Origin of the sequence: Enterococcus sp. 3G6_DIV0642 (genome assembly GCF_002140635.1) — a bacterium.
Taxonomy (GTDB): domain Bacteria; phylum Bacillota; class Bacilli; order Lactobacillales; family Enterococcaceae; genus Enterococcus_D; species Enterococcus_D casseliflavus.
The window spans coordinates 2,154,278-2,178,387 of record NZ_NGLH01000001.1; the positions used below are offsets into that span (position 1 = coordinate 2,154,278).

The window sequence follows — 24,110 nt, forward strand, 5'->3', positions numbered from 1 at the left end:
GGAATTAAGGCAAATGCCACCTACTGTCTTCGGTACAGTTAAACTTTTAACCTTGACTACCTTACCATAGATAAGGCAGTCAAGTCAATAAAAGTTTTAAATTTTTGTATTAGATTAGAAAGAAGCTTGTTCTACATGGATCCCAGGTCCAAATGTTGTTGTAACTGAGATATTTTTCATGTATTGACCTTTTGCTGCTGAAGGTTTAGCTTTCAACAATGTTTCATGGATTGTTTTGAAGTTTTCGATTAATTTGTCATCTTCAAATGAAACTTTTCCGATTGGTACGTGGATGTTTCCAGCTTTGTCAACACGGTAAGTTACTTTACCAGCTTTAACTTCGTTAACTGCTTTTGTTACGTCCATTGTTACTGTACCAGTTTTAGGGTTAGGCATCAAACCTTTAGGGCCTAACACACGACCTAATTTACCAACAGTAGCCATCATGTCAGGCGTTGCAACAACAACGTCAAAATCGAACCAGCCACCTTGGATTTTTTGAACCATATCGTCGTCACCAACGAAATCAGCACCAGCTGCTTCTGCTTCTTTGGCTTTATCGCCTTTAGCAAAAACTAAAACTGTTTGTGTTTTACCAGTACCGTTTGGTAATACAACCGCGCCACGGATTTGTTGATCCGCTTTTTTAGGGTCTACGTTTAATTTGTAAGCAACTTCAACCGTTGCGTCGAATTTTGCAATATTTGTTTCTTTTGCCAAAGCTACTGCTTCTTCAACTGAATAAGCTTTTGTAGCATCAACTTTTTTCAATGCTTCTTGCATTTTTTTGCTTTTTTTAGCCATTTTGTTTCCTCCTTGATGTGGTTATAACGGTAGAACCTCCCACGTGTCCCATATTTTTCAATATGAAGCCGACTGAGAAGCTACTTCCTTAGGGCTGTAATTATTCTACAGTGATCCCCATGCTTCGTGCAGTTCCTTCAACCATGCGCATTGCTGCTTCAACGTCAGCTGCGTTTAGGTCTTCCATTTTCAATTCAGCGATTTCTTTTACTTGATCGCGTGAAACTTTTGCAACTTTTGTTTTGTTTGGTTCGCCTGAACCTTTTTCAACGTTTGCTGCTTTTTTCAACAATACTGCTGCTGGTGGTGTTTTTGTAACGAAAGTAAATGAACGGTCTTCGTATACAGAGATCACTACTGGAATGATCAAACCTGCTTGATCAGCTGTACGAGCATTGAATTCTTTAGTGAATCCCATGATGTTGATACCCGCTTGACCTAGCGCAGGACCTACCGGCGGAGCTGGTGTTGCTTTACCTGCAGGAATTTGCAATTTAACGATTTTTTCTACTTTTTTTGCCACGAGACATACCTCCTTGAGTCCGTGATGTGGTTAATTGGAGATCCAAATTTCTCCTCCCACTTTGGTGATTCATGTGCACACACAAAAAACGTGTGACGAAAGCACACTGGAATATTATAGCATCTTTAAGGAATAATTCAAGGTTTTTCAGCTGTTTTTTTTTTGAAAAAATACTCACCAACGCTTTTCATCCTTCCTTTGATAAAAAAATAAATAAAAATCTCTTGCTTTTGGTCTGCTTTTTTCATTCTCTCATTTTTTTATGCTACACTACTACTGGAATTCTTCCCTATTCGTTTACTACTATCGAGGTGAAAAAAATGGAACAATTAAAATACCGCAGTGTATTTGATATAATCGGTCCCATCATGGTGGGTCCCAGCAGTTCTCATACAGCCGGTGCGGCTCGGATCGGAAAAATCGTTCGCAGTATTTTTGGTGAACAGCCAGACAGTGTTGATATCCTTTTGTATGAATCGTTTGCCAAAACCTATCGCGGTCATGGAACCGATATTGCGTTAGTTGGCGGTCTTTTAGGCATGGAGCCAGATGATGCTCGCCTAGCAGACTCTTTAAAAATCGCTTATGAGAAAGGGATCGAAGTCCTATTCGTTCCTAAAAAAGAAAAAGCGGAACATCCAAATATGGTCAAGATGATTTTGACAAAAGGTAGCCACAAACTTTCTGTCACTGGTATCTCGATCGGTGGTGGTAATATTCAAATCTCAGAGCTTAACGGCTTCAAAATTTCTCTGACGCTGGGTACGCCAACTTATGTGATCGTTCATCAAGATGTTCCAGGAATGATTGCAAAAGTAACCAATTTACTATCAGAGGCTCAAATCAATATCGGTACGATGACCGTAACAAGAGAAGCTGTCGGTGATAAAGCAATCATGATCATCGAAGTCGATCAGCGCAATGATCAGCTGGCGCAACAAATCAAAGTTTTGCCACACGTTTACAGCGCTGCGTATTTTGATTAAAGGAGAAAAGGCACATGTTCTATACAATAGAAGAATTAGTAACAGAGAGTAAAAATTATCCTTCCGTTGCAGAGATGATGATTGCGATCGAAGCTGAAAATACTGGCCGTAGTCGCGAACAGATCCTTGCAATCATGGAAAAGAATTTAGTTGTTATGGAACAATCAGTCGCTGAAGGTGTCGCTGGTGTAAAATCGGTGACGGGATTGACCGGCGGCGATGCGACACGCATGAACGACTACCTTGCTGCCGGTGATTTTTTAAGCGGAGAAACCATTCTACAAGCGGTCCAAAATGCCATTGCAGTCAACGAAGTCAATGCGAAAATGGGCTTGATCTGTGCAACACCGACCGCCGGTAGTGCGGGTGTTGTTTCTGGTGTCTTGATGGCCGTACGTGAACGTTTGGCACTGACTCGAGCGCAACAAGTCGACTTTTTGTTTACAGCCGGCGCCTTTGGTCTAGTGATTGCCAACAATGCCTCGATTTCTGGAGCCGAAGGCGGTTGTCAAGCGGAGATCGGTTCTGCTAGCGCAATGGCAGCGGCAGCTTTGGTTTGTGCAAAAGGTGGCACCCCTCACCAAGCGGCTCAAGCGGTGGCGATCACCCTCAAAAATATGATGGGCTTGATTTGTGACCCTGTCGCGGGCTTAGTCGAAGTCCCATGCGTGAAGCGCAATGCCCTGGGATCTTCCCAAGCCTTTATCTCTGCCGACATGGCACTGGCAGGAATCGAAAGTGTTATCCCACCTGATGAAGTGGTCTTAGCGATGTATCAAGTCGGTCGCCAAATGCCTAGCATTTTCAAGGAAACGGCTGAAGGCGGTCTAGCCATGACACCGACTGCCCAACGCTTGCAGGCAGAAATCTTAGAAGCCAATCGTTGATTTTTTTAGAAACGAACACGAATAAAAACCAACCAAGAACAACCAATCGTTGCTTGTTCTTGGTTGGTTTTCATTTTCCCATGATTTCCAGCGACGAAAAGACAAGTAATCCACACTTGTTAAACAAGTAACAAACGACATTGGCGGTTTTTCTACTCCCACTCGCCTACTCCATAGTGTTTCTTTTGGGCAACGGGTTTTAATACCTTCACAGGCTCGGAAAATTTAGGTTTCCCTTCTGTTTGATCCAACGTGACCAATGGCTGCTCGCTTTCTTGTGCTTTCAAGTCCATTTGTGGTTTTTCTTCCTGGGTAGCTTGTGCCTGATCGGCTGATTTTTGCCAGAGCTGTTTGCTGAGATCCAATAAGGGAATGATCATCATGGCGACGAGCCCGCCAGAAAAACCATTGTTATACAAGTTCAAGCCACCATGTAAGAAATCAATATTCAGTACCATTGAGGCGTGGACAAAACCGACCACCAAGCCGCCTTTCCAGCCATAGGCATTTGTTACTGCACAGAGCATCATCGCAAAAATCGCTGACGTGACTGTAACCGTCTCGTTGATGGTGTATACGCTCAATAGATTGGCGATCGTCACCCCTGCCAATAAAGGCAGCGAGTTAAACACATGAGAGCCACAAGCAGAAAAGCCGATGACACAAAAGATCGCACCGATAACTGGTCCATTTAAAACCGCACCAATACTGACAACGTAAGCCACTAACAAGAATGTCATTAACCCCATATTGATCATGGTATTGTAAACGCCGGTATCCCTTAAAATATCGCGCTCGATTTTGCCACTATGCGACCAAATCGCTCGCATATTCAATCGTTTTTTCTTAATCGCCATCAACAAACCATAGCCGACGAATACCCCTCCTAAAACCAGCATCATAAAAATCAATCGAGGTTGCTGTTCTTGAGATACTAATGTTCTTAGCTCGATCGTTAAGCCAAACATTCGGCAGATGGCAGCGACCAGTGTGCATAGCATCCCTGAAGTAAATCCCGCACTGTATAGACTGACACTTTGAAACAGCGCTTGAAAGTATAAAGCCATAGGAACCATCAAAAAACCGGTGAAGATCCCAATGCCATACCCCATCACAAGACTAAAATATGGTGGCAAGGAATCATTGAAAGCAAAATAGCTGACGATTGGGGAAACCGATGACCCATAGAGGGCGATCAACAAAAATTTTTTCAATGGTTCGTTCATAAAATACGAATACAGTCGAACGCCTAAAAATATTGGGATAAAATTCAGGAGATTTTTCCCAAAAAAGCCATAGCCAGTCACCATGAAGATCGCAGAGACGGCACCGCCCGTGATCGGTACCCGATAGTGATAGCAAATCGAGATCCCTACAAAGGTCATCAGACTGCTATTTAACAAAGCCGTCCCTACCGAGGTCATGGCAATATAATCGGTGACTAAATGACTTTCCGAAAACAAAATCAACTTGAGCTCTTCGATTGCCACCATTGGATCAAAAAACAACATAGCAAAGAAAAATAGCAGCAAATTGAAAAGAAATAACAAGCTATATCCATTATGTACAGAGATCATCCCTTTACCATGGGGATGAAAATCATTGTGAAACTTTACTCTAAAAAAAGTGACTAGTTTTGACATAGGACCCCTTCCTCTTATAAAGCGCTTACTGATTTTGAGAAAAAAAGTGGGCCAACGAATTGGTCCACTTTATTCTCATTACTGTTATTTTACCGTAAAAGAGTCATTCTTGCTAGTGAGTCCAGTAGTTAAATCTTATCTACTTGCTCAAAATCAAGTTCTGTACTCGTTTCACGACCGAACATATCGATGTTCACTTTTAGTTTTTGTTTTTCTTCATCGATTTCTGCTACTTGTCCTTCTAGACCAGAAAACGCACCTTCGATGATTTTGACGGTTTCGCCAATTTCTACTTCCAGTTCAACTGTCCGAGTGCTCATACCGATCGAACGTAAAATTGAATTGATTTCTTCTTGTAATAAAGGCGCTGGCTTGCTTCCTGCACCATGGGAACCAACGAAACCTGTTACCCCAGGAGTATTACGTACAACGTACCAAGATTCATCCGTCATGACCATTTCAACTAATACATAGCCAGGAAATGTTTTATGAACGATTTCTTTGGTTTTGCCGTTTTTTTCTTCTGTTTCTACTTCTTCGGGAACGACGACACGGAAAATATAATCACCCATACCCATGCTTTGTGCACGTGACTCTAGGTTCGCTTTTACTTTGTTTTCATAGCCAGAATACGTATGCAGTACATACCAATTTTTTTCAAAAGATTCCATTTTTTTCGGACTCCCCATCTTTTTGTAAAATAAAAAAACCTCAGCTGCACCGAAGTTTTTCCTCAAAGCGATTATAGCATGATTTGCGATAAATGACTAGCGCTATCAGTAAGAAGTCTTACTTTAGGATCCAATTGAAGACTGTTTGAATCAGTGTGTCCATCACAAAGAACATCAATGCAAAAATAATGGTTGTTTGAATCACCACAAAGGTATCTTTACGTAATTGCTTTTTCGATGGCCAAGAAACGTTTTTCATTTCTTCAACAACATTTTTCAAAAATTTCATTTGATTCCCTCCTTACTTCGTTTCACGATGCAACGTATATTGATTACAATACTTGCAAAATTTGTTGATTTCAAGGCGTTCGCCTTTTTTACCTTCACTGACTGATTTTGAATAGTTGCGGGATCCGCAGACAGAACAAGCCAAAGCAGCTTTTTTTGTTGCCATCTTAGTGTCCTCCCCCTTTTTATAAAGTTTTCCAACACTAAAAATACCATTTATTTAAGAATGTGTCAATTTTTGATTTTCTGTCGTAAAAATATAGTTTCTTCTAATTTTGTGGTATGATAATGGTGTTAAATGGGTATTTGGGAGGGAAAATTATGTTATTAAAAACAATGGTTTACAAAAAACGCGATTTAACAACGGTAAAAGAAACAGCTACTTTAGAAGAAGCGCTGGCAATTTTGGAAGAATCTGGTTATCGTTGTGTGCCTATCCTAGATGAATCAGGCAAGATTTTCAGAGGAAATATTTATAAAATGCACATTTATCGCCACAAAGCAAACGGCGGCGACATGACTTTGCCAGTCACTTATCTACTAAAAAATGCGACCAAATTTATTTATGTCAATTCTTCTTTCTTTAACGTTTTCTTTACGATCAAAGAATTGCCTTATATTGCTGTATTAGATGAAAACAATCAATTTTATGGCATCTTGACACACAGTTCTTTGTTGAACATGTTGTCACAGTCATGGAGTGTTGAGCAAGGAAGCTATGTGTTGACGATCGCATCAACTGGTCAACAAGGCGACTTAGCAGTCATCGCAAAAATAATCGCAAAATACAGCAGTATTGCCAGCTGTATCACATTGGATATCGGTAAAGATGAATTTATCCGTCGTACGATGATCACTTTACCAGCGAACACATCAAAAGAATTATGCGACAAGATCGTTTCTCAACTGGAAGCAAAAAATTTCAAAGTTGTGGAGATCGAAGACCTAAAAGCAGAATAAAACAAAAGATCATTCCTAAAAAAGAAAGGAATGATCTTTTTTCTTGTTTTTTGAGAACCATCAAAGCAAAAAACAAGATTTTTTTTAAACGCGCTTATCGAAACGAACGGCACGATTGATGATATACATCACAGGTGCAGTGATCGTCATCACGATAAATTCACTCAATGCCGTTGTTGCAAAGGTTGGCCAGAAAGGTAATGCTAAGGTGATGTTTAGCATAATCGCAATCAGGAACATGCTTAATGAAAAAACAATTGTATTAAATGCGAGTCTTAAGAAAACATTTGGAATCTTCTTATGTACCAAGGCAGTTGCTCCTAAGGCTAAAAAGCTTCCGAAACCGCCGAATACGACATCCAAGATCCCCATTCCAAAGAACAAGTTATACACAACGACCCCACCGACGACACCCCACATCAATTTTCTGTTGAAAACGACTAAGTGATTCAACCCTTCAGATATTCTGAATTGAATCGCTCCTGAGGCGACTGGTGCGACCAGAACCGTTACAGCAACATAAAGTGCCATAATGATCCCATTGGCTGCGACGACACGCAAACGTTGATTGGTTAGATTTGTTGATTTTTCCATTTGATCCCTACTTTCTCCGAGTTTTGATTACGCGGGATGGTTGATGAACCGCGGTGCGCTTCGCACAAGTACTTATTATACACATTAATAGCCATATATCAATGTTAAACCAGCCAAATCCTTTTCTAAATCCCCTTAAAAGCTTTTTCTAAGTCAAGTTTCTCACCGATTGCCATTCATTCAGTGCTTCTTCATTCTACTTAAACAAGCTAGTCACGGCTCATGGGGTAGCTTTTATTTTTGGCTGCCAATAAAAGCATACTTTTGGAAAGCAAACTCAATGAGAAATACTCTTGCAAAGCCTACGCTTACTAATAAAAAAGTACCGCTAGTCATGCTGATCTTTCAGATAGCAAAACTAAAAAAAGAAGGGAGAGAAGCACTTGTAATTGATGTCGCAAATCACGTGATGGATAATCATATTTTTTTACTTTAATGAGGTGCGCAATAAATATGTTACAATATACTCATATAAACAAAAATAAAAGGAGGAAAAGGTGTAATAATGAAAAAAATATCGATAAACTTAATAACTCTCCTTCTGATGGTCATAGCTGTTGGTTGTGGAAATGGTAATGGTAATGAAAATATCACAAAAGAAGACTTACAAAAAAATGACTGGCTTATTGAGATAGATGATGATGGTGAGTATGCAGTGATGACAGCCACATTTAGTGAAACGAATCTTACTATTGGTACCGATAATAGCTCGCTACAATCAGAAGAAGATGATGAACTGGAAGAGCTTGGAGTAGCTTTTGATGGGGTAGTCTGGGAAGAATTCGAGTATACCTACAACTATACCCTTGAAGACAATCAGCTAGTGATGCAAGATCCAGAATATGAAACTGAGATGTCCTACTTCTTCCTTGAAAGAGATGGTAAAAATATTATTTTTACATTTATTGAAGGAATGAACGATGAAGATGGTAGCTTTGTGCTGAAACCTCGCTAAAAAAGGATCAGCCTATAAAGCGGGCAGCCAGTAAACTTACTTTGTGAATCCTCATATCTAGCAAAAAATACTATGAAATAAAAAACTCCTTTCCCGCTGAGGGGAAGGAATTGTTTATAGTGATCGAACCAGTTTCAAGTGCCCGATTGTGTACACATTGACTGAGTCCTTCTCTATTTAGCTGGTCGAAAGCCCTCTTTGTAAGCTTCCACCTCTGTCTTGAACATACGAATCGGAATGGTCGTTTTCTTATAGTATTGACTACCCGGTAGGTGATAAATCTTTTGTTTTGACCCTTTGATCAACCCTTTGCCCCGTTTATCTACATATTTTTTCAGTCCATCTCGAAAGCCATTATTCGTCGTTCCAGGTGCTTTCCCACCTTTTTTTACCAGCTTAATCTGAATTGCTTCCAATTGAAAGCCAAAGCCAGAAGTTCCTGAGGACTGCCCGTTTTTTGCCCAGCCCATCCAGCCAAATTGTTGTGCATTGACTCGATAATAGACATCATAGTATTTAGCGATCTCACCGGTAAGTTTGATTTGGATCGCTTCCAAACGTTGCCCCTTACCGCTTGTACCAGATAGCGCACCATTTTTTCTAAAAGATTTTTCTCATCCTTGTTTCTGAATGGATGTTTTATATTCAATACTTCCTTTATATTTTTCGTTTGTAATTTTTATTTTGATTGCTTCAAGTCGCTTCCCTTTTCCTGTAGTCCCTGACGTCTGAGCGTTTGTTTTCCATGATTGCCACCCTTGAGACTGGACATTCGTTTGATAGCTCACGCTCGGTGAAGAAGCAGCGAAAACTGTCACTGGAAAAACAACAAAACCAAGTAAGAAAACAAGTAATACAGAAACTTTTTTCATTTTATCCCCTCCTTATTTTTGATTATCTCAATATAATATCTAAAAAACAAACTTTTTATAAACAATAAGTAGTTTTTTATCAAAACAACTTATATAAATGATAACAGGACTGAAAAATCAAAAGAAGGATCACTCATGGAAATGGAAAGGAGCTTTAAACGAGGAATGCGAAAATCAATTCATTTTAAGTTAGGTTTACTTATTGTATTCCTTTCAATACTCAAAGTTGATAAGTGCATAGGATAAAACTAGCTTTTCGACTACTGGTAGAATTTACCTCTCAACGCACGATGAAAGAATCGTTGTTCATTTTTCTGAAAATCTAAAATATGAGTGCTTGCGATATGGTATAATCTATTTCGTTGAAATTGTTTAGAGAGGATGGCATGATTGAAATTATTTGGATTGACCTTTGGCTTAAGAAATGTAAAAACTGGCATTAGTGTATTTCTATGTATTTTGATTAGTTTTCTTTTGAATCGTGAAACGTATGTTGTATCGACGATCACAGCTGTTTTCACATTACGAGAAGACCATGAAAACACTGTCAAATACGGGAAACATCGGATTGCCGGCAACAGCTTTGGCGCAATCGCTTCCGTGTTTTGTATTGCGATATTTAACTTTTTCGGACATTCGTCCGTTATACAAATCATTGCGATCCCTTTAGTGATCATGTTGATGATCGCTTTATTGGTCAAATTTGATTACTCCGAGGGAACAGTTGGCGCCTGTGCCACACTATTGACGATTTTATTTATGATTCCTCAAACTGAATCATACTTGTATGCCTTTAATCGGATTATTGACAGCTTCATAGGCATGACGATCGCCATACTGGTGAATCGCTTTTTCCCATTTCCCAATAAACGCACTACACAAACGAAGGCAACACCGAGTCAGAGCGAATCGGTTTGAAACAAAGCAGAAAAAGAACCCCATCTCAAAACGGCATTGAGATGGGGTTTTAAAAATGGATCAGTTACTGAAAAATACTTGTTGGTCTTCAACTAATGGATAAGAAATCGGTACATTGCCTCCCAAATCTTCTTTATTCATATCGACTGCAACGATTTGACTATTTTCATACGTACGATAGTAATAGATCCCTTTATCTGTATTGCAGCAAGAAGTATAAATCGTGTATTCATAGTTTTCATTTCCAATATCACATAGTCCTTTTTGCTGTTCGACAGAACCTAGAATATGGAAAAACTGACTAATGCTTTCGGATTCAGATTCTCCAGAAACGGAATTCAATCGGGTAAATGCCGCTTTGACAAAACGAGACATCGAAGAAAGATCTCCTGGAAGACCTAAGCCCCCCATTCCACGACTGTACTCATCAAAATCCAGCTTGTCAGAAAAATGCGTTTCTGGTGTTTTCGATGATAACACACGGTAGTTATTCAAATTGAATAACTGGTAGTCAAATGGCGGATTATTCGTTAAGACCCCGACCGAATTTTCATGAATATGAAGACCATCACTCATACTCTCAACAACGATGGCGCTCTTTTTATCAGCAATCATCCAATGCAATGGCGATAATGGTAGTTCTTCACTAAAATTGATCTTTACCAGATTAACCTTCGCCAACAGGGCTTTTGCCTCTTCCACGGTAGCGCATTGTCCTAGTATCCATGGGATGAATTCAAAAGGCGTGACATTTTCTTTCCCCTCTTGAAACTCATTGTATACAGCATTTTCTGGAAAATTCAAACCAGCGATACCTAAGCCTTTTTCGTTGACCGCATCATAATAGAGTGGGTATTCAGCGACTCCAGCAGCAATCCCGATCATCGCATAATGGTGATCTATTTCACTTACTTTGCGAAATTTCAATTGATAATTTCTCGGAGTAATGGTCACCACTTCTTTATAAGAAACATCGTAATCAAAATTTCTGCCAAAATAATGATCCTTCGTTACATACGTTAGCGCAGTACACATCCTAATTCCTCCTAAAATAAGTTTTTACACCTTTAATTTACTCCTATCGCATTTTTTTAACAAGTAAAACGGAAGAAATATTAATAAAAAGATAATTAGACATTTTATAATTATTTTAATATGAACTAAAATTCAAAAAAAAATTTCAGCTTAAATGCCTGCCTTCTCACAGCTTGCTCACTTCGGGAACACTTGGACGACAGCTTCCGAGTTTGGTGCGAAAAGAGGAAGTTGCTACTATTTTTACCTTTCCTTTAGAAAGTTTAAAATTCTCTAAAATGCACAAAGTAAACATTGTAAGCGATTGCTAAAATAGGAAAACCTGCTATACTGTAAGTGTAAGGAGCAAGGATTCCCAGTAAAGCAGACGAAGCAGGTTCTGCAAGAAAAGAATTGTTGTCAACTTAGAATAAAAGACAAAGGATGTGGGAATTTGAGTTACTCCTTACTAATTGAATAGGATTCGGCGATGGGCATCGTTACCTGAGGATCAAAGTGGACATAAGAACCTTTGAGAACCTAGAAAGCACAATCGTCGAATCTATTTTTTTGCTCTTTTTTTCAGGCATCGTCCCCCCTCCTTCTGTCGAAACATGCTATAATTAATCGCATTGAACGAAAAAACGATATGGAGCTATTCATAAAATGAACTATTATTATCACTTCCTCGTGAACCCTGTCTCAGGCAGTGGACGAGGAAAAAAAGCGGTGGAACGTGTGCAAAAAATCGTAAAAAAACATCGTTTCCCCCATCAAGTCTATTTAACAAAGTCTCCAGGTGATGAACGAACGATTACACGAAAACTCTTAAAAGAGCGCCTCATTCCTTGGGATGAGGTCTATTTAGAAAACGGCGAGATGCTTTATCCATTATTGGTGGTTATCGGCGGTGATGGAACGTTGCACCAAGTAGTTTCAGAGTTACAACTTGAACAACAACAAATCCCCGTTGCCTATATCCCTGCTGGTTCAGGAAATGATTTTGCTCGGAGTATCGAGTTGCCGCGGGAACCAGAAAAAGCATTTTGGAAAATTGCTGGTACTACTAAGCCTCAAGAATTGACCATTATCCGTTATGAGGAGCAGATCCAAGAAGAAAATGGCATTGCTCTTAATAATGTCGGAATTGGTCTTGATGCGGCAATCGTCTATACCACCAATCACTCTGTGGCAAAAAGCAATCTAAATAAGTTTAATCTTGGCTCCTTTTCCTATATCGCTGCGATTATTCGGGTTTTGTTTCGCCAAAAAGGCTTCCCGATCTTAGTTGAGTGCAATGGGCAGCAGTTCAGTTACAAAAAAGCTTTTTTATGTACCACGACCAATCATCCTTACTTTGGCGGCGGTGTGGCGATTGCTCCAACCGCTTCAGTCAAAGAGAAAAAGTTTGATTTCGTTCTTGTCGAACGTGTGTCGCTTTTTAAGATTTTTTGGCTGATCGGCTTACTGATGCGAAAGAAACACATGAATTCACGTTACTTTCACCATCTTTCCACTTCGAAGCTGAGAATCATCTCCCCCGTTCCTCAACATGGACAAGAAGATGGCGAGGAAATGGGGCAACGCCCCTTTGATATTACCTTTACCACGGCTTCACAATTATTCTGGTGCCCATAAAAAAACGATACAAATCGCTGCTGATTTGTATCGTTTTTCTATCCGTTCGATCATTAATTTTTCGCCGAATGGTATTGCCAACGACGGCTTCCTTCTCTTCCCAAAATAAATTGGAGCATTGAAAATACGGCAGCAAAAGCAACTAGTACGAAGCCATTGAACCAAAAAGATTCTGTGAACGCTTGATTATAAGTGAGGGTTTCACTGATCAATGTATTGTTTTGTACAAACCAATAGGTTGGCGTAAACGCTGCAATTTTATTGACGATATCTGGCAGGAAATTCGCGGATACAAAGACACCACCGACAAAACAACTTCCTGTTATGAAGATATTGCTGATCCCACCGATTGCTTCTGAGTTTTTCACCAGGGAAGTGACACAAGCTGAAAAGCTGATAACTGGCAATAAAAACAAGAACGTATTCAAAATGTGGTACCAGGCTGCTGTATCCCAAGACGTGCGAATCACTAATAACACCATCAGTAGTAGAAAGCCGAAGGTCAAGAGTAGCGAGTAGCTGATCAAACTTAGAAGGATTTTCCGCTGCAATACACGCTTCGGAAGTGGTGCACTCTGGTTTCGCTTGCTGATTTCTTTGCGATTGAATGCCAAGTTGATCACACCAAACCCGCTAAATACCGAGAGAAAGAGCCCATAAGACAATAAGTTAAAGGTCATGCCAGTCAACAGTTTTTTCATTCGCTGCCCATACTCTGCACTCAGCTTCACATCCCCTGTGACCGCTAGTGCAGATTGCGCTTGTTCTATCGCCGCTGCGACGGTTTTGCCTTCCTCCTGAAACAAAAGGACTGTTTGTAAAAAAGTGTTCACTTGCTGAGTGACGACTGTTTTAGAAAAGGCATCGGGTCGACTTTGAATCTCGATCGTCGGCATCTTGCCTGCCTCAACTTGATAAGTGAAATCTGCTGGCACATGCAAGACAATGTTTACACGATTAAAATAAAGCGCATCATCAATTTCTTTTTGCGAGGTGCCATCCAACGTGACCAAGGTTTGCTTTTCTTTTAAATAGGCTCGGAGACCATCCACGACAGGCGACTCCTCCTCACTGATCAAAGCAATTTTTGCCTCTTGCAAAGAGGTGTTTTCGACATCGATGCTTTGTGCATAAAAGAATGTGACAACAACAGTGATCAATACCCCAATCAGTAAGTTCGACTTATTTGCTTTAAGCAAAGTCCAAATCGTTTTATAAAGCGTCATAGCGCACCCCTCTTTCGATCCAAGCATTCCCGATGGCAAATAGGACGATAAAGCCAGTCAGCCATAGAAGATTGGTATAAAAGCTAGTCAAATCTGTATAGTAGTACAATTGATACAGGCTTTCACTGATCAAATTGACGAGATTCACTTGCCCCAACAGTGGCACATGCAGATCAAGCCAATACTTGATTTGTTCCGAGCCCATCATCCCGGCAAAAAAGCTCATTGCCATCGTCACGGAGACCAAAATTCCGTCCTTTTGCACCAAATTCATTTTTGGTGTCAGATTCCCAATCAATGTCCCTAGCAAAATCGCACACAATGATCCTAATGCGGCAACCAGCAGTAACCACTGCCAACGTTCGCCGAAGTCTACTTGATAGACAAAACGAAAGACGGCTAAGATAAGATAGATTTCGACTAACACAATCGTAAAACTTGCCGCTAAATTCGCACTTGAAACCAATGTCCGTTTCCTTGGTATCAAGGAAAGCCGAATACCATTCGCGGATTGATTGGCTTGCTGATCCTGGACATTGCGGACACCCCACATCGTCCCGTAGAGGATCGCCATCCCGATCAACGTAAAGAAATAGAAACTTTTGAAACTCATGTCACGATCAGCATTCACTTCTTGAAAAGTCGCTTCCTGCTCAAAAGCCGATAGAATTGGTGCCAGATCAAGGCTCTCAAGTTCTGCCGCTTTACTAGCAATGATTGCTGTGCGTTGTAAAAATTGATCCATTACATTTTTCATCAACGACTGGCTCATGCCCGCTTGGCCCACATGCAGAGAAATGGTTTCATCATCAATCAGATAATACCCAGCTAAATCACCGGCAGTCAGCTTCTCAGCTGCCTCTGCCTCTTGTAATTCCTCGAGTTCAAATAATGGTTTTTCATTGATTTTTACTTGTTCAAGGACGGTGGAAAAATTTTCCGAAAGCGCTGATTGATCTCCAGTCTTTACGATCCCCGTTGTGATCGTTTCTAGATTGCCCGCTTGATCGATCTCCCAGAAGGCAGCCATAAACATTAGACCTAAGAGGATAGGAAACGCCAACGTCCAAAACAGCATGGATTTATTTCGCAGCAACACTTTTGTGCGGTATTTATAAAAATGCCAAAACATTGTGATTCCCTCCTTTAGTCTCTCAATTCCTTGCCCGTGATCTCTAAAAAGACATCATTCAAGGTGGCTTCTTTGGTTGCAATTTTTCCATAAGTGATATGCTCTGCTTGTAAGAGCGTCAGAATCGGTAATAAAACTGTATTCAGCTCCGTCGTTGTTACTTCAAGCTGACCGTTTTTATAGGCGATCCCATCAGAAGCAATGGTTTGCTGAATCGTTGTCAATACAGGCTCAGGCAGTAAGGGGATATCGATGGTCAAACGATCCGCTGTCCGTACCATATCTTTTAGAGATTCTTTGGTTCCTTTAGCAATCACCTGTCCTTGATCCATAATCACGATCTGGTCACAAAGAATCTCCACCTCTTCCATGTAATGGGTCGTATAAACAATCGTCGCTCCTTGACGATTCAGTTCTTTGATACTTTCTAAAATTTTGTTCCGACTTTGAGGATCGACCGCTACCGTGGGTTCATCTAAAAAGATCAAGCGCGGCTTATGAGCGATCCCGCAGGCGATATTCAATCGTCGCTTCAACCCACCGCTGAGCTCGCCTGGGTGAAACGTCACAAAATTTTCCAATCCCACTAATTGAATCACTTCTTCGATCAAGGCTTGGCGTTTCTGTTTGTCAGCAACATATAAACCGCAAAAGTAATCGATATTTTCTTGCACACTAAGTTCTTCAAAGACGGCAACATCTTGAGGAACGACGCCAATCATTGCCTTGACGGCATAATTTTCCGGCGTCATGATTGATCCAAACAGTTTAATGATCCCTTTGTCATAATTTAACAAAGAGAGCATACAGTTGATGGCGGTGGATTTTCCGCTCCCGTTTGGTCCCAATAATCCTAAAACTTCTCCTTCTTGAACTTGCAGATCAAAATGGTTCAATGCCACAAAATCACCATAGCGTTTTACTAATTTATCAATTTCGATAATCATGATGAAAAACTCCTTCCAAATTTCTTGTTAATCTGACTATAATAAAGTTCAAGGAAAGAAACTAGTGACGATTGGCTAAACCAACCATGACATTTGTCACAATGAAGGAGTCTCCTATGACGAACTATCGACCACTCACCGAAGCGGGCTTTTTCCTCGCTATCTCATTGTTCTTATTGGTAAACCAAGGATTTGTTGCTGTGCAAGTCATCTATCTGCTGATCGCTGTTTTATTTACTGGCGTCAGTTATTTGCTGCCTAAGAAACCAAGCTGGTTTTTTCAAGTTATTCTGTTGCTGCTATGTGCCTTTTGGCCAGCGCTTGCCCTCTTTTTGCCCGCAATGATGCGGGTGATCGCTCCAAAAGAAAGACAAGATGATGGTTTATTCCTATTAGGTTTTTTGTTGATTTCGACGGTTGGCAACCATTCACCCACTGAGCTCGCCTTTATCATCCTGCTACTGCTTTTCGCTTTTTATTTACGAAAAAAAGAGCAGCGAATGATCGATCTTGAGAAAAAATATATTGCTTCAAAAGATACCCATTGGGAAAAGCAGCAGCAGTTATCGGAACAAAACAAAGCATTAGCCCTGTCACAAGAGACAAAATTAGCCTTACAAATCGCGGAAGAACGAAATCGAATCGCGCGAGATATCCATGACAATGTCGGCCATCTACTTTCGAGTGCCATTTTACAAATTGGTGCGCTTGAAATGATCAATCAAGAGCCGAAATTAAATGTGCCGTTAGCAAATTTGAGTGCAACGGTTCACACTGGGATGGATCGCATTCGGCAAAGCGTTCATGATCTCCATGAAACCTCGATTTCTTTTCCGCAGGCCATAGAGTTTCTGATTGCTGATTTCCCCTCTTCCGTAACGATTGAAGGAAACTTGTTTGAAGGATTGAGCGAAGCACAGCAAAACTGTTTCTTAATGGTCATCAAAGAAGCCTTGACCAACAGCATCAAACACAGTCATGCCAAAACCGTTGTCGTGCATTTTCGCACGTTGCCCGCCTTTTACCGTTTGCAGATCACCAACGAGGACGTCAATTCACCCCAAACTGCAAACAGCGGAATCGGTCTAAAAACGATGCGTCAACGGGTCCAGGAGCTACAAGGTCAAGTTCATATTTTGCAAGAAAACCAACGCTTTCAGTTGACGATCATTTTACCAAAGGAGGAACACCAATGATTACTGTAGTCATTATTGATGATGACCCGTTCGTGACGACCTCGTTACAAACCATTCTTGAAAGCACAGAAGAGATTCAGGTGTTGGATATCGGTCATTGTGCCAAAGACGCCATTGCTCTTTACGAAGCCCATCGTCCTGACGTTTTGTTGACCGACATCCGTATGCCGGAACAAACTGGGATCGCTGCTGCCAAAGAAATACTGGCTAAATTTCCCCAAGCGATCCTCTTGCTTTTGACCACCTTCAAAGATCAAGAATACATTCGTGAAGCCTTTTCTATCGGTGTCAAAGGATATTTGATCAAACAGAACCTGCAAGCGATCATCCCTTCTGTCAAAGCCGCATACAATGGGCAAGTCGTGTTTGGGAATGAGATCGTCGAGACCTTCACGCAAATGATGAAGAACCAACCAGCGATAGATAATCAAGCATCTTTTAGCGAACGTGAACTTGCGATCATCAAAGAAGTAGCAGCGGGTAAAAATAATAAAGAAATCGCTGATGCCTTGTATTTGAGTGATGGAACCATTCGTAATTACATCAGTCAATTACTAGAAAAGCTGGAGTTGCGGGATCGCACGCAATTAGCGATCTATTATTATCAGCATTTAAAGTAAACCTCATCGATTGCAAAAAAGCCTGAAGAATGCGAAGCTGCATTCTTCAGGCTTTTTGTTTTCTACTCGATTATCCGACTGTCATAGTATTTTTGTGGACAAGCTATGGATTTCCAGGACTGCCAGGATTCGTTGGGTTATTCGGTGTGTTAGGCGGAAAAATCGGCGCCTTATCTAACGTTTTTTCTAACCCTGATTCTTCCCGATCGCCTCGTTCTGACTCAGGACTTTCATCCAATTTGAATTCTTTTTCCATCTCATCTAATTTTTTAAAGTCGTTGCCAGATTCTTTTGCTAATTTTGCTAATTTATCTTCGGTTTCTTTCGCCATAACGTAACGCCTCCTTTTGATTTTAGCTTAGCATAAGAAGCTAAAAAACCAAAAGAAAGCGCTCACTAACGACCCTTTTTTAGTATTTTCTCATCTTTGAATCAACCATTTTTTGCGGGCATAAAGTCGTATGGAGAACAATCCTTCATGCCAATCATTGGATCCACTAAATGCTTTTTGACCATCGTTAAGGTCAATACACCATCGTTTGGCGTTTCTTCGATGAGTGCTTCTTCCCCCGTAGTCCCTTCACTTAGAACCTTATCCCCTGAAAGAGGCTTTGCCATTTCTGTCTGATTTGATGCTGACGGTTCCGTCTCGGCAAAAGCAAACAAATCAAGCCCACTATCTGAGGTCTTTTCTACCGCTTGCTTGTTAGCACTAACTTCAGTGCTGGATTGCTCCTTTATCTTCGTCGAAGACGTTTTTACTTTCGTGTCAACAGAGGAATCCTCATAAAATGGATCATCCGCTTCTTCAAATTGGGCCAATTTTGCTCGTTGTAACGGCGTCATTTTTTCTGTGCCATTGATGCGTTCTTTCAGCGTCGTTAAACGAGTCGCAGATTCGTGGTTGACACAAGTTTGGTACGCTTGTGGTTCACCAAGTAAAATCAGCATCTCTTTGCTACGGGTCACAGCAGTATATAGCAAATTGCGCTGCAGCATGCGTTGGTATTGATGAACCATCGGCAAAATAACCATTTGAAATTCACTGCCTTGAGATTTATGGATCGAACAACAGTAGGATAACGTGATCTTGTTCCATTCATTCCGCTTATAGGTCACTTCGTTGGCATCAAATTGAATGACCAGCTCGTCGACCTTGTCTTCCGACTGTTTGGCTAGAGTGATCCCAACGATTTGGCCCATATCGCCATTAAACACGTTATCTTCAGGAGAGTTTACCAACTGCAAGACCTTATCTCCGATACGATACACCGTATCATTGAAGGTCACCTCTTTTTTGGTCCCATCATTGGGGTTAAAGATCTCTTGCATCATTTTATTAAGGGCATCGATCCCGGCTGCCCCACGATACATCGGTGCCAACACTTGAATATCTTGCGGCGTGTAGCCTTTGTCTTTTGCCCGTTTCACGATCTGAGCGATCAACGGTTCGATTTTGTAAGCATCACACGCAAAGAAAGAACGATCTTTTTGGTTTTGTGTAAAATCTGCAGGCAGCTGCCCGTTTTTTATGGCATGGGCGAGTGGAATAATACTTGACCCATCGCCTTGGCGGTAGATCTCCGTCAATTCTTGTTTCGGGATCGCATCGATCGCTAGCAAGTCATGAAGAACTTGTCCTGGCCCCACAGAAGGAAGCTGATCTTTATCCCCCACAAAAATCACTTGCATGTTCGTAGGAATCGACTTAAAGAGGGTATTCGCCAGCCATGTATCCACCATAGACATCTCATCGACGATCAGTAAGCCGCCTTCTAATTCTTTTGGACTGATCGATGGCGCTTTTTCACGTCCGTTCAAGCCTAACAAACGATGGATCGTACCACTTGGCAAGCCAGTCGTTTCGTTCATTCGTTTGGCGGCTCGACCAGTCGGTGCTGCCAAGAGAATCGGAAAGGTTTCGTCGCTGTATTTTGATGGCTCTAAGTCCAAATCGTTCAACTCAGCAAACAATTGTACGATCCCATTGATCACCGTCGTTTTCCCAGTACCAGGTCCTCCTGTCAAAATAAACAATGGCGAACGAATGGCTTCTTTGATTGCTTCTTCTTGCGAAGACCCATAGGTGATTCCTAAATGCTTCTCAATTTTTCGCAGCGTTTTGCTGATTGTTTTCTCAGGATACACGATCTCTTTTTTGCGAGAAAGCAAGCGTTCGATGGAACTAGCGATTCCCCACTCAGAAAAGTACAAACTGTTTTCATATAAACGAGTTTCTTCTTGCTGGATTTTTCCTTCTTCCACTAATTGAATGATCGTTGATGCCAGGTCGTCTGGCGCGATCTCAATAGGTCGACTCGTCTCTAATAAACGCAGTGTCTGCTCTAACAAGTCCTGGGCGTGGATAAAGGTATTACCCGTCTGCAAGGACTGGGCAAAGATCTGATGCAAGACCGCCGCTCGAAACCGTTGCGGTGACGATGCTTCGATCCCTAGTTGCTCAGCGATGCCATCTGCACGTTTAAAGCCAATGCCTTCAATGTCTTCCACCAGCTGATAAGGATTTTCTTCGATAATTGCTAATGCTTCATTTTTGTAGGCTTGGTAGATTGCAAAAGAAAGCTGACTACCAAAACCATAACGGCTCAAGCCAACGATCACTTGATCCATCCCATGGTTTTGCCGAACGGTATCTAAAATCATTTTTTGCTTACTTTCATTCAATCCTGGAATCTGCTCCAACAATGTTGGTTCTTCCAGCATCCGGTCGATCGCTTCTTCTCCTAAAAGATCAACGATTTTTTCAGCGGTCTTCTTGCCGATCCCAGGAAATTTTTCTCCAGAAAGATAGGCGATCAACCCTTGTTCAGAGGTTGGTTGTTCTTGTTGGTAGCTTTCGGCCTTCAACTGGACGCCATACTTGGGATGATTGACCAGCTCACCAAAAAACCGATACTTTTCCTCTTCTTGGATTTCGCCGAAACTACCAGTAACGACGATCTCCGAGTCTTTGTAGTCGGCATTATTCTCAGTGACTTTAACTAATAGTACTTTATAAAAATTGCTGGGATTCTGGAAAAAGATGGCGGCAACATGGCCGACAAAAAACGTTCTTTCTGGAATCATGGTGCCGCTCCTTTCATGGTTTACAATAAAGCGTCTAATCCTGCCTGATTGCTTAAAAAGCTTGCTTCATTCCAAAGTTTTAGTTTAAAAGGCAATACTTTTTGTTCATTCGTCTCTAATAAGCTAACGCTGTTATTGACTAATCCACCTTGCTCTCTTAATTCGGCTAATGGTTTGCCTGCAAGCCACTGTATAGCAGCCGTAAAGGATGCTCCATGACCGACGAACAATAATGGGCCTTCATGCTGCATCACCGCATCCATGACGACGGTCTCGATTCGGCTCAATGTTTCTTGGATCGGCTCACCTTTAAAGGCACTGGGATCGTATCTATCCAAGTGATTACGCAAATCATTCAGTTGTTGGGGATACTTCTCATGCATTTCATCGATGGACCGACCTTCCAATTCACCGAGTCCGATTTCTCGCAGGTTCTCATTATAAATGATTTCAACAGGGTGTTGGAGTCTTGCTTGGATCTCTTGGGCAGTCACTTTTGCTCGCAAAGATGTACTTGAGTAAATCTTCTCAAAAGGAATAGCTGCCAGATAATCACCGAGTAATTTGATCTCGTCATAACTTTCTGGCAATAACGGCGAATCCCCCAGCATTCCTTGAAAGCGGCGTGCTTGGTTCCACTCTGTTTTTCCGTGACGGGTAAAGTATAATTGCATCGAAAAAGCCTCGCTTCTTAGTCTAATTTGTCGTTCTCGTAATGATGCGTCAATTCCAACTCTGGGAAGCCTTGCTGCCGCAAAACTTCATAAATGATCAAGGCCGCCGTATTTGAAAGATTAAGGGAACGAACGTGCTCATCATTCATCGGAATCCGCAAGCATTTTTCGGCATGCTCTCGCATAAAGCTTTCTGGAAGCCCCGTCGTTTCTTTCCCAAAAATGAAGAACTGATCGTCATCTGCGGTGTAATCGACATCAGAATACACTCGATTGGCAAATTTCGAGATCAGGTACAACGGACGCGCTCCTAAAAAGTCCATAAAAGCAGCTAAATCTTTATGATAGGTAATATTGACATCATGCCAATAATCAAGCCCAGCACGCTTCAATTGCTTGTCATCCGTTGAAAAGCCTAAAGGCTCGATTAAGTGTAAATGAGTATTTGTTGCTGCACACGTCCGTGCAATATTCCCCGTATTGGCTGGGATCTGAGGTTCAAAAAGAACGATGTGATTCATAGATAAAAACTCCTTTCGATCGGTTACTGCCGATCGGTTCTCGCATTGATTTGTGTCGTTAAACGTTACGTTTTCCATTGCATGCTCAGTAACTACTTCAATAACTTCTATAGTACCATATTTTGGCACGCTTGTTTTTCTAGAAACAACATTTTTTGGGCGCTTTTTTGGGCATAAAAAAAACGTACCAACTCGGTGTCGATCACTGCGAGTCGTTACGTTAGTGAAGCTCTTTTCACTAACTTTTATCAGAACAGGAACCTGATAAAAACCAATGAAAAATGACTTGAGAACAATATATCACTCCCATGGCATGATTGCAAGAGTAAATAACAAAAAAGTTCAAAATATTTTCAGGAAATTTTCGCAATCAACACCTCAACATCAACCGTAATCTGTGTCAAAGGGGTTTGTCGCAGCTTTTCTTTGCGTTCCTCCGAAGCCCCCCACTCTAACGGGGACATGGCAAGTAAATCTTGACGATTTTCTTCAGGGATCGCAAAAACATGCGTCACTCTTTGACGGGATGCGTTGGGATAGTGTTCAAAAAATTTGCTAACGACCCGTTCATTCGAATACTGCTGTTTTGTTTCGTTATCAGGATAAAAAGCGGCTCGTAGCTCTTTTAAATAGTCCGCCGCAGGAACCACTTTGATCAGCTGTCCGCCTTTTCTTAGAATGCGGTTAAACTCCCCATAATTTGACGGCGAAAATAGATTGAAAATCGTATCAAAGCTCGCTTCAGCAAACGGCAGGTTGGTCAGATCCGCCACACACCAAAAAGCTGGTACGTTTTGATTGGTTGCTAGATAGACTCCGTCCTTGGCAATATCAAAGCCGACAGCCGCCTGAGTCTTTTCATTGACCAGCTGAGCCAGAAAACTGCCTTCCCCGCAGCCAACATCTAAAAGATGCTTAGCATCTCCCAAAGCTGCTTTGATGGTCTCAAGGACTGGTGCATACATGCCGCTAGCGATCATTCGTTGACGCGGCAAAAACAGTGCTTGATCATAATCTGCTTTGACTTGATGATCCAAAAAGAAAAGTGTGCCTTTCTTTGATAAGTCAAATCGATGACGATTTGGACAAACCAAGCCATTTTCGGTCGGGAAAAATGCTTGGCGGCACAATGGACATTCAAACAAGTGATAATGGGCGTTTAAAAATAGGCGCCCGCGATCGATTTTTTTTAACATTCAACTTCCCTCATCTCTGCTCTACTTTAGCATATTCTTGTGGTAGAATGCTAGTGGATAGAATAACAAATCAATTGAACACCCATCAAATGGAGGTAAATCATGTTAAAAGAATTTTGTGCAGAAAACTATACCAATATTCCCTTAGCAATCGCCCGAGGTGCAAAGCGCATCGAACTCTGTGATAATTTAGCAGTCGGCGGAACAACACCAAGTACCGGCGTGCAAGAAGAAGTTCTGCAATATGCTGGCGAAAAAGGAATACCCGTTATGACGATCATTCGACCTCGGGGCGGTGATTTTGTTTACAATGATACAGAATTGAAAATCATGCATACCGACTTGATCGAAGCAAAAAAATTAGGAACAGACGGCGTTGTTCTAGGTTGCTTAACTCCTAGCGGCTGGTTGGACGAAGAAGCATTGGAGCTACTGTTAGAAACCGCAGAAGGCTTGCAGGTTACTTTTCACATGGCATTCGACGCGATTCCTGTAGCGCGCCAATTCAAGGCGATCGATTGGTTAGCTGAGCATGGGGTACAGCGGATTTTGACCCATGGTGGTGCTGCAGGCACTCCAATCGAAGCAAATTTCGATCGTCTGAAAGAATTGATCGCCTATGCTGGTGAGCGTTTAACGATTTTACCTGGCGGTGGCATTTCCTTTGAAAATGCCCAAGAAGTTGCCGATACACTAGGTGTAAAAGAAGTTCATGGAACCAGAATCGTTGACCTTAACGATTGAGCTTGAAGGACACA

General features: G+C 41.4%; 28 protein-coding genes, 1 pseudogene and 1 other annotated feature (1 of these 30 cut by a window edge). Of the genes and pseudogenes, 9 read left to right on the forward strand and 20 right to left on the reverse strand.

Features of this window, described 5'->3' with window-relative positions:
* Positions 1 to 51, reverse strand: a sequence feature (ribosomal protein L10 leader region) (it extends 76 nt beyond the left edge of the window).
* Between the two features lie 63 nt (positions 52 to 114).
* Together rplA and rplK are read right to left on the reverse strand one after the other, a co-directional pair.
* The gene (rplA, locus tag A5878_RS10290) at positions 115 to 804 is read right to left on the reverse strand and encodes a 50S ribosomal protein L1 (RefSeq protein ID WP_005229790.1); all 690 of its coding nucleotides are present in this window, start codon (positions 802 to 804) and stop codon (positions 115 to 117) included.
* 100 nt (positions 805 to 904) lie between these two features.
* Entirely contained in the window at positions 905 to 1,327 is a 423-nt protein-coding gene (gene rplK, locus A5878_RS10295; RefSeq protein ID WP_005229787.1) for a 50S ribosomal protein L11, read from the reverse strand.
* 320 nt (positions 1,328 to 1,647) lie between these two features.
* On the opposite strand from rplK, the gene sdaAB reads away from it, so the two are divergent.
* Both sdaAB and sdaAA read left to right on the forward strand, forming a co-directional pair.
* The gene (sdaAB, locus tag A5878_RS10305; RefSeq protein WP_005229781.1) at positions 1,648 to 2,313 is read left to right on the forward strand and encodes an L-serine ammonia-lyase, iron-sulfur-dependent subunit beta; all 666 of its coding nucleotides are present in this window, start codon (positions 1,648 to 1,650) and stop codon (positions 2,311 to 2,313) included.
* Between the two features lie 14 nt (positions 2,314 to 2,327).
* Positions 2,328 to 3,200, forward strand: coding sequence for an L-serine ammonia-lyase, iron-sulfur-dependent, subunit alpha (sdaAA, locus tag A5878_RS10310; protein ID WP_010749448.1), 873 nt, complete (start codon positions 2,328 to 2,330; stop codon positions 3,198 to 3,200).
* On the opposite strand, the gene A5878_RS17515 is transcribed toward sdaAA, so the two are convergent.
* The 5 genes from A5878_RS17515 to rpmG all read right to left on the reverse strand — a co-directional run bounded on the left by A5878_RS17515 (position 3,183) and on the right by rpmG (position 5,968).
* Positions 3,183 to 3,362 carry a hypothetical protein gene (locus A5878_RS17515; protein WP_153883781.1) on the reverse strand — a complete coding sequence of 60 codons (180 nt, stop codon included), beginning with the start codon at positions 3,360 to 3,362 and terminating at the stop codon, positions 3,183 to 3,185. The two genes, sdaAA and A5878_RS17515, sit on opposite strands and share 18 nt — an antisense overlap.
* Positions 3,353 to 4,843, reverse strand: coding sequence for a DUF1576 domain-containing protein (locus A5878_RS10315; protein WP_086295530.1), 1,491 nt, complete (start codon positions 4,841 to 4,843; stop codon positions 3,353 to 3,355). The genes A5878_RS17515 and A5878_RS10315 overlap by 10 nt, the downstream gene beginning before the upstream one ends.
* Positions 4,844 to 4,971: 128 nt before the next feature.
* Positions 4,972 to 5,514, reverse strand: a complete 543-nt coding sequence (gene nusG, locus A5878_RS10320; protein WP_005229769.1) for a transcription termination/antitermination protein NusG — start codon at positions 5,512 to 5,514, stop codon at positions 4,972 to 4,974.
* 118 nt (positions 5,515 to 5,632) lie between these two features.
* Complete coding sequence (secE, locus tag A5878_RS10325; protein ID WP_005229766.1) at positions 5,633 to 5,803, reverse strand: preprotein translocase subunit SecE; 171 nt, start codon at positions 5,801 to 5,803, stop codon at positions 5,633 to 5,635.
* 12 nt (positions 5,804 to 5,815) lie between these two features.
* The gene (gene rpmG, locus A5878_RS10330) at positions 5,816 to 5,968 is read right to left on the reverse strand and encodes a 50S ribosomal protein L33 (RefSeq protein WP_005229764.1); all 153 of its coding nucleotides are present in this window, start codon (positions 5,966 to 5,968) and stop codon (positions 5,816 to 5,818) included.
* A gap of 155 nt (positions 5,969 to 6,123) precedes the next feature.
* On the opposite strand from rpmG, the gene cbpA reads away from it, so the two are divergent.
* Positions 6,124 to 6,762 (forward strand): cyclic di-AMP binding protein CbpA, encoded by a 639-nt coding sequence (cbpA, locus tag A5878_RS10335; RefSeq protein WP_005229762.1) that lies wholly within the window; start codon positions 6,124 to 6,126, stop codon positions 6,760 to 6,762.
* 84 nt (positions 6,763 to 6,846) lie between these two features.
* On the opposite strand, the gene A5878_RS10340 is transcribed toward cbpA, so the two are convergent.
* A complete protein-coding gene (locus A5878_RS10340) occupies positions 6,847 to 7,356 on the reverse strand; it encodes a QueT transporter family protein (RefSeq protein ID WP_005229760.1) in 510 nt (169 codons plus the stop codon).
* 505 nt (positions 7,357 to 7,861) lie between these two features.
* Between A5878_RS10340 and A5878_RS10345 the strand changes: the two genes are divergently transcribed.
* Positions 7,862 to 8,311: a hypothetical protein gene (locus A5878_RS10345; protein ID WP_060792255.1), complete on the forward strand. Its 450-nt coding sequence runs from the start codon at positions 7,862 to 7,864 to the stop codon at positions 8,309 to 8,311.
* 173 nt (positions 8,312 to 8,484) lie between these two features.
* Here A5878_RS10345 and A5878_RS17705 read toward each other — a convergent pair whose 3' ends face one another.
* The 3 genes and pseudogenes from A5878_RS17705 to A5878_RS17710 all read right to left on the reverse strand — a co-directional run bounded on the left by A5878_RS17705 (position 8,485) and on the right by A5878_RS17710 (position 9,183).
* A complete protein-coding gene (locus A5878_RS17705) occupies positions 8,485 to 8,868 on the reverse strand; it encodes a hypothetical protein (protein ID WP_081091723.1) in 384 nt (127 codons plus the stop codon).
* Positions 8,848 to 8,904 (reverse strand): annotated as a pseudogene (locus A5878_RS17825) (hypothetical protein); the annotation flags it as partial. The pseudogene A5878_RS17825 and the gene A5878_RS17705, both read right to left, overlap by 21 nt.
* Positions 8,905 to 8,925: 21 nt before the next feature.
* Complete coding sequence (locus A5878_RS17710) at positions 8,926 to 9,183, reverse strand: hypothetical protein (RefSeq protein WP_074535166.1); 258 nt, start codon at positions 9,181 to 9,183, stop codon at positions 8,926 to 8,928.
* A 390-nt stretch (positions 9,184 to 9,573) separates the two neighbouring features.
* On the opposite strand from A5878_RS17710, the gene A5878_RS10355 reads away from it, so the two are divergent.
* On the forward strand, positions 9,574 to 10,101 hold the full coding sequence (locus A5878_RS10355) for an aromatic acid exporter family protein (RefSeq protein WP_060792254.1): 528 nt from the start codon (positions 9,574 to 9,576) through the stop codon (positions 10,099 to 10,101).
* Between the two features lie 60 nt (positions 10,102 to 10,161).
* Here the strand turns inward: A5878_RS10355 and bsh are convergent, their stop codons facing one another.
* Positions 10,162 to 11,136, reverse strand: a complete 975-nt coding sequence (gene bsh / locus A5878_RS10360; protein WP_060792253.1) for a choloylglycine hydrolase — start codon at positions 11,134 to 11,136, stop codon at positions 10,162 to 10,164.
* A gap of 645 nt (positions 11,137 to 11,781) precedes the next feature.
* On the opposite strand from bsh, the gene A5878_RS10365 reads away from it, so the two are divergent.
* Positions 11,782 to 12,753, forward strand: coding sequence for a diacylglycerol kinase family protein (locus tag A5878_RS10365; RefSeq protein ID WP_060792252.1), 972 nt, complete (start codon positions 11,782 to 11,784; stop codon positions 12,751 to 12,753).
* Between the two features lie 53 nt (positions 12,754 to 12,806).
* Here the strand turns inward: A5878_RS10365 and A5878_RS10375 are convergent, their stop codons facing one another.
* Genes A5878_RS10375 through A5878_RS10385 form a run of 3 tightly spaced genes read right to left on the reverse strand, consistent with a single transcriptional unit; the run spans position 12,807 to position 16,058 of the window.
* Positions 12,807 to 13,979, reverse strand: a complete 1,173-nt coding sequence (locus tag A5878_RS10375) for an ABC transporter permease (protein ID WP_010749441.1) — start codon at positions 13,977 to 13,979, stop codon at positions 12,807 to 12,809.
* Positions 13,966 to 15,111, reverse strand: a complete 1,146-nt coding sequence (locus A5878_RS10380; RefSeq protein WP_060792251.1) for an ABC transporter permease — start codon at positions 15,109 to 15,111, stop codon at positions 13,966 to 13,968. Before A5878_RS10380 ends, A5878_RS10375 begins: the two co-directional genes overlap by 14 nt.
* Before the next feature lie 14 nt (positions 15,112 to 15,125).
* Positions 15,126 to 16,058, reverse strand: coding sequence for an ABC transporter ATP-binding protein (locus tag A5878_RS10385; RefSeq protein ID WP_060792250.1), 933 nt, complete (start codon positions 16,056 to 16,058; stop codon positions 15,126 to 15,128).
* Between the two features lie 86 nt (positions 16,059 to 16,144).
* On the opposite strand from A5878_RS10385, the gene A5878_RS10390 reads away from it, so the two are divergent.
* Positions 16,145 to 17,254 (forward strand): sensor histidine kinase, encoded by a 1,110-nt coding sequence (locus A5878_RS10390; RefSeq protein ID WP_370447897.1) that lies wholly within the window; start codon positions 16,145 to 16,147, stop codon positions 17,252 to 17,254.
* Positions 17,251 to 17,874 carry a response regulator transcription factor gene (locus A5878_RS10395; RefSeq protein WP_060792249.1) on the forward strand — a complete coding sequence of 208 codons (624 nt, stop codon included), beginning with the start codon at positions 17,251 to 17,253 and terminating at the stop codon, positions 17,872 to 17,874. Before A5878_RS10390 ends, A5878_RS10395 begins: the two co-directional genes overlap by 4 nt.
* Before the next feature lie 103 nt (positions 17,875 to 17,977).
* Here A5878_RS10395 and A5878_RS10400 read toward each other — a convergent pair whose 3' ends face one another.
* The 5 genes from A5878_RS10400 to A5878_RS10420 all read right to left on the reverse strand — a co-directional run bounded on the left by A5878_RS10400 (position 17,978) and on the right by A5878_RS10420 (position 23,352).
* Positions 17,978 to 18,205, reverse strand: coding sequence for a hypothetical protein (locus A5878_RS10400; protein WP_005229738.1), 228 nt, complete (start codon positions 18,203 to 18,205; stop codon positions 17,978 to 17,980).
* Between the two features lie 101 nt (positions 18,206 to 18,306).
* On the reverse strand, positions 18,307 to 20,961 hold the full coding sequence (locus tag A5878_RS10405) for an ATP-dependent RecD-like DNA helicase (RefSeq protein ID WP_074535164.1): 2,655 nt from the start codon (positions 20,959 to 20,961) through the stop codon (positions 18,307 to 18,309).
* A gap of 20 nt (positions 20,962 to 20,981) precedes the next feature.
* Positions 20,982 to 21,635, reverse strand: coding sequence for a histidine phosphatase family protein (locus A5878_RS10410; RefSeq protein ID WP_074535163.1), 654 nt, complete (start codon positions 21,633 to 21,635; stop codon positions 20,982 to 20,984).
* A gap of 17 nt (positions 21,636 to 21,652) precedes the next feature.
* Positions 21,653 to 22,156, reverse strand: coding sequence for a tRNA (uridine(34)/cytosine(34)/5-carboxymethylaminomethyluridine(34)-2'-O)-methyltransferase TrmL (gene trmL, locus A5878_RS10415; protein WP_005229727.1), 504 nt, complete (start codon positions 22,154 to 22,156; stop codon positions 21,653 to 21,655).
* Between the two features lie 353 nt (positions 22,157 to 22,509).
* Positions 22,510 to 23,352: a methyltransferase domain-containing protein gene (locus A5878_RS10420; RefSeq protein WP_005229724.1), complete on the reverse strand. Its 843-nt coding sequence runs from the start codon at positions 23,350 to 23,352 to the stop codon at positions 22,510 to 22,512.
* A 102-nt stretch (positions 23,353 to 23,454) separates the two neighbouring features.
* Here A5878_RS10420 and A5878_RS10425 point away from each other — a divergent pair, with 102 nt between their 5' ends.
* Entirely contained in the window at positions 23,455 to 24,096 is a 642-nt protein-coding gene (locus A5878_RS10425) for a copper homeostasis protein CutC (protein WP_005229722.1), read from the forward strand.
* The last annotated feature ends 14 nt before the right edge of the window (positions 24,097 to 24,110 follow it).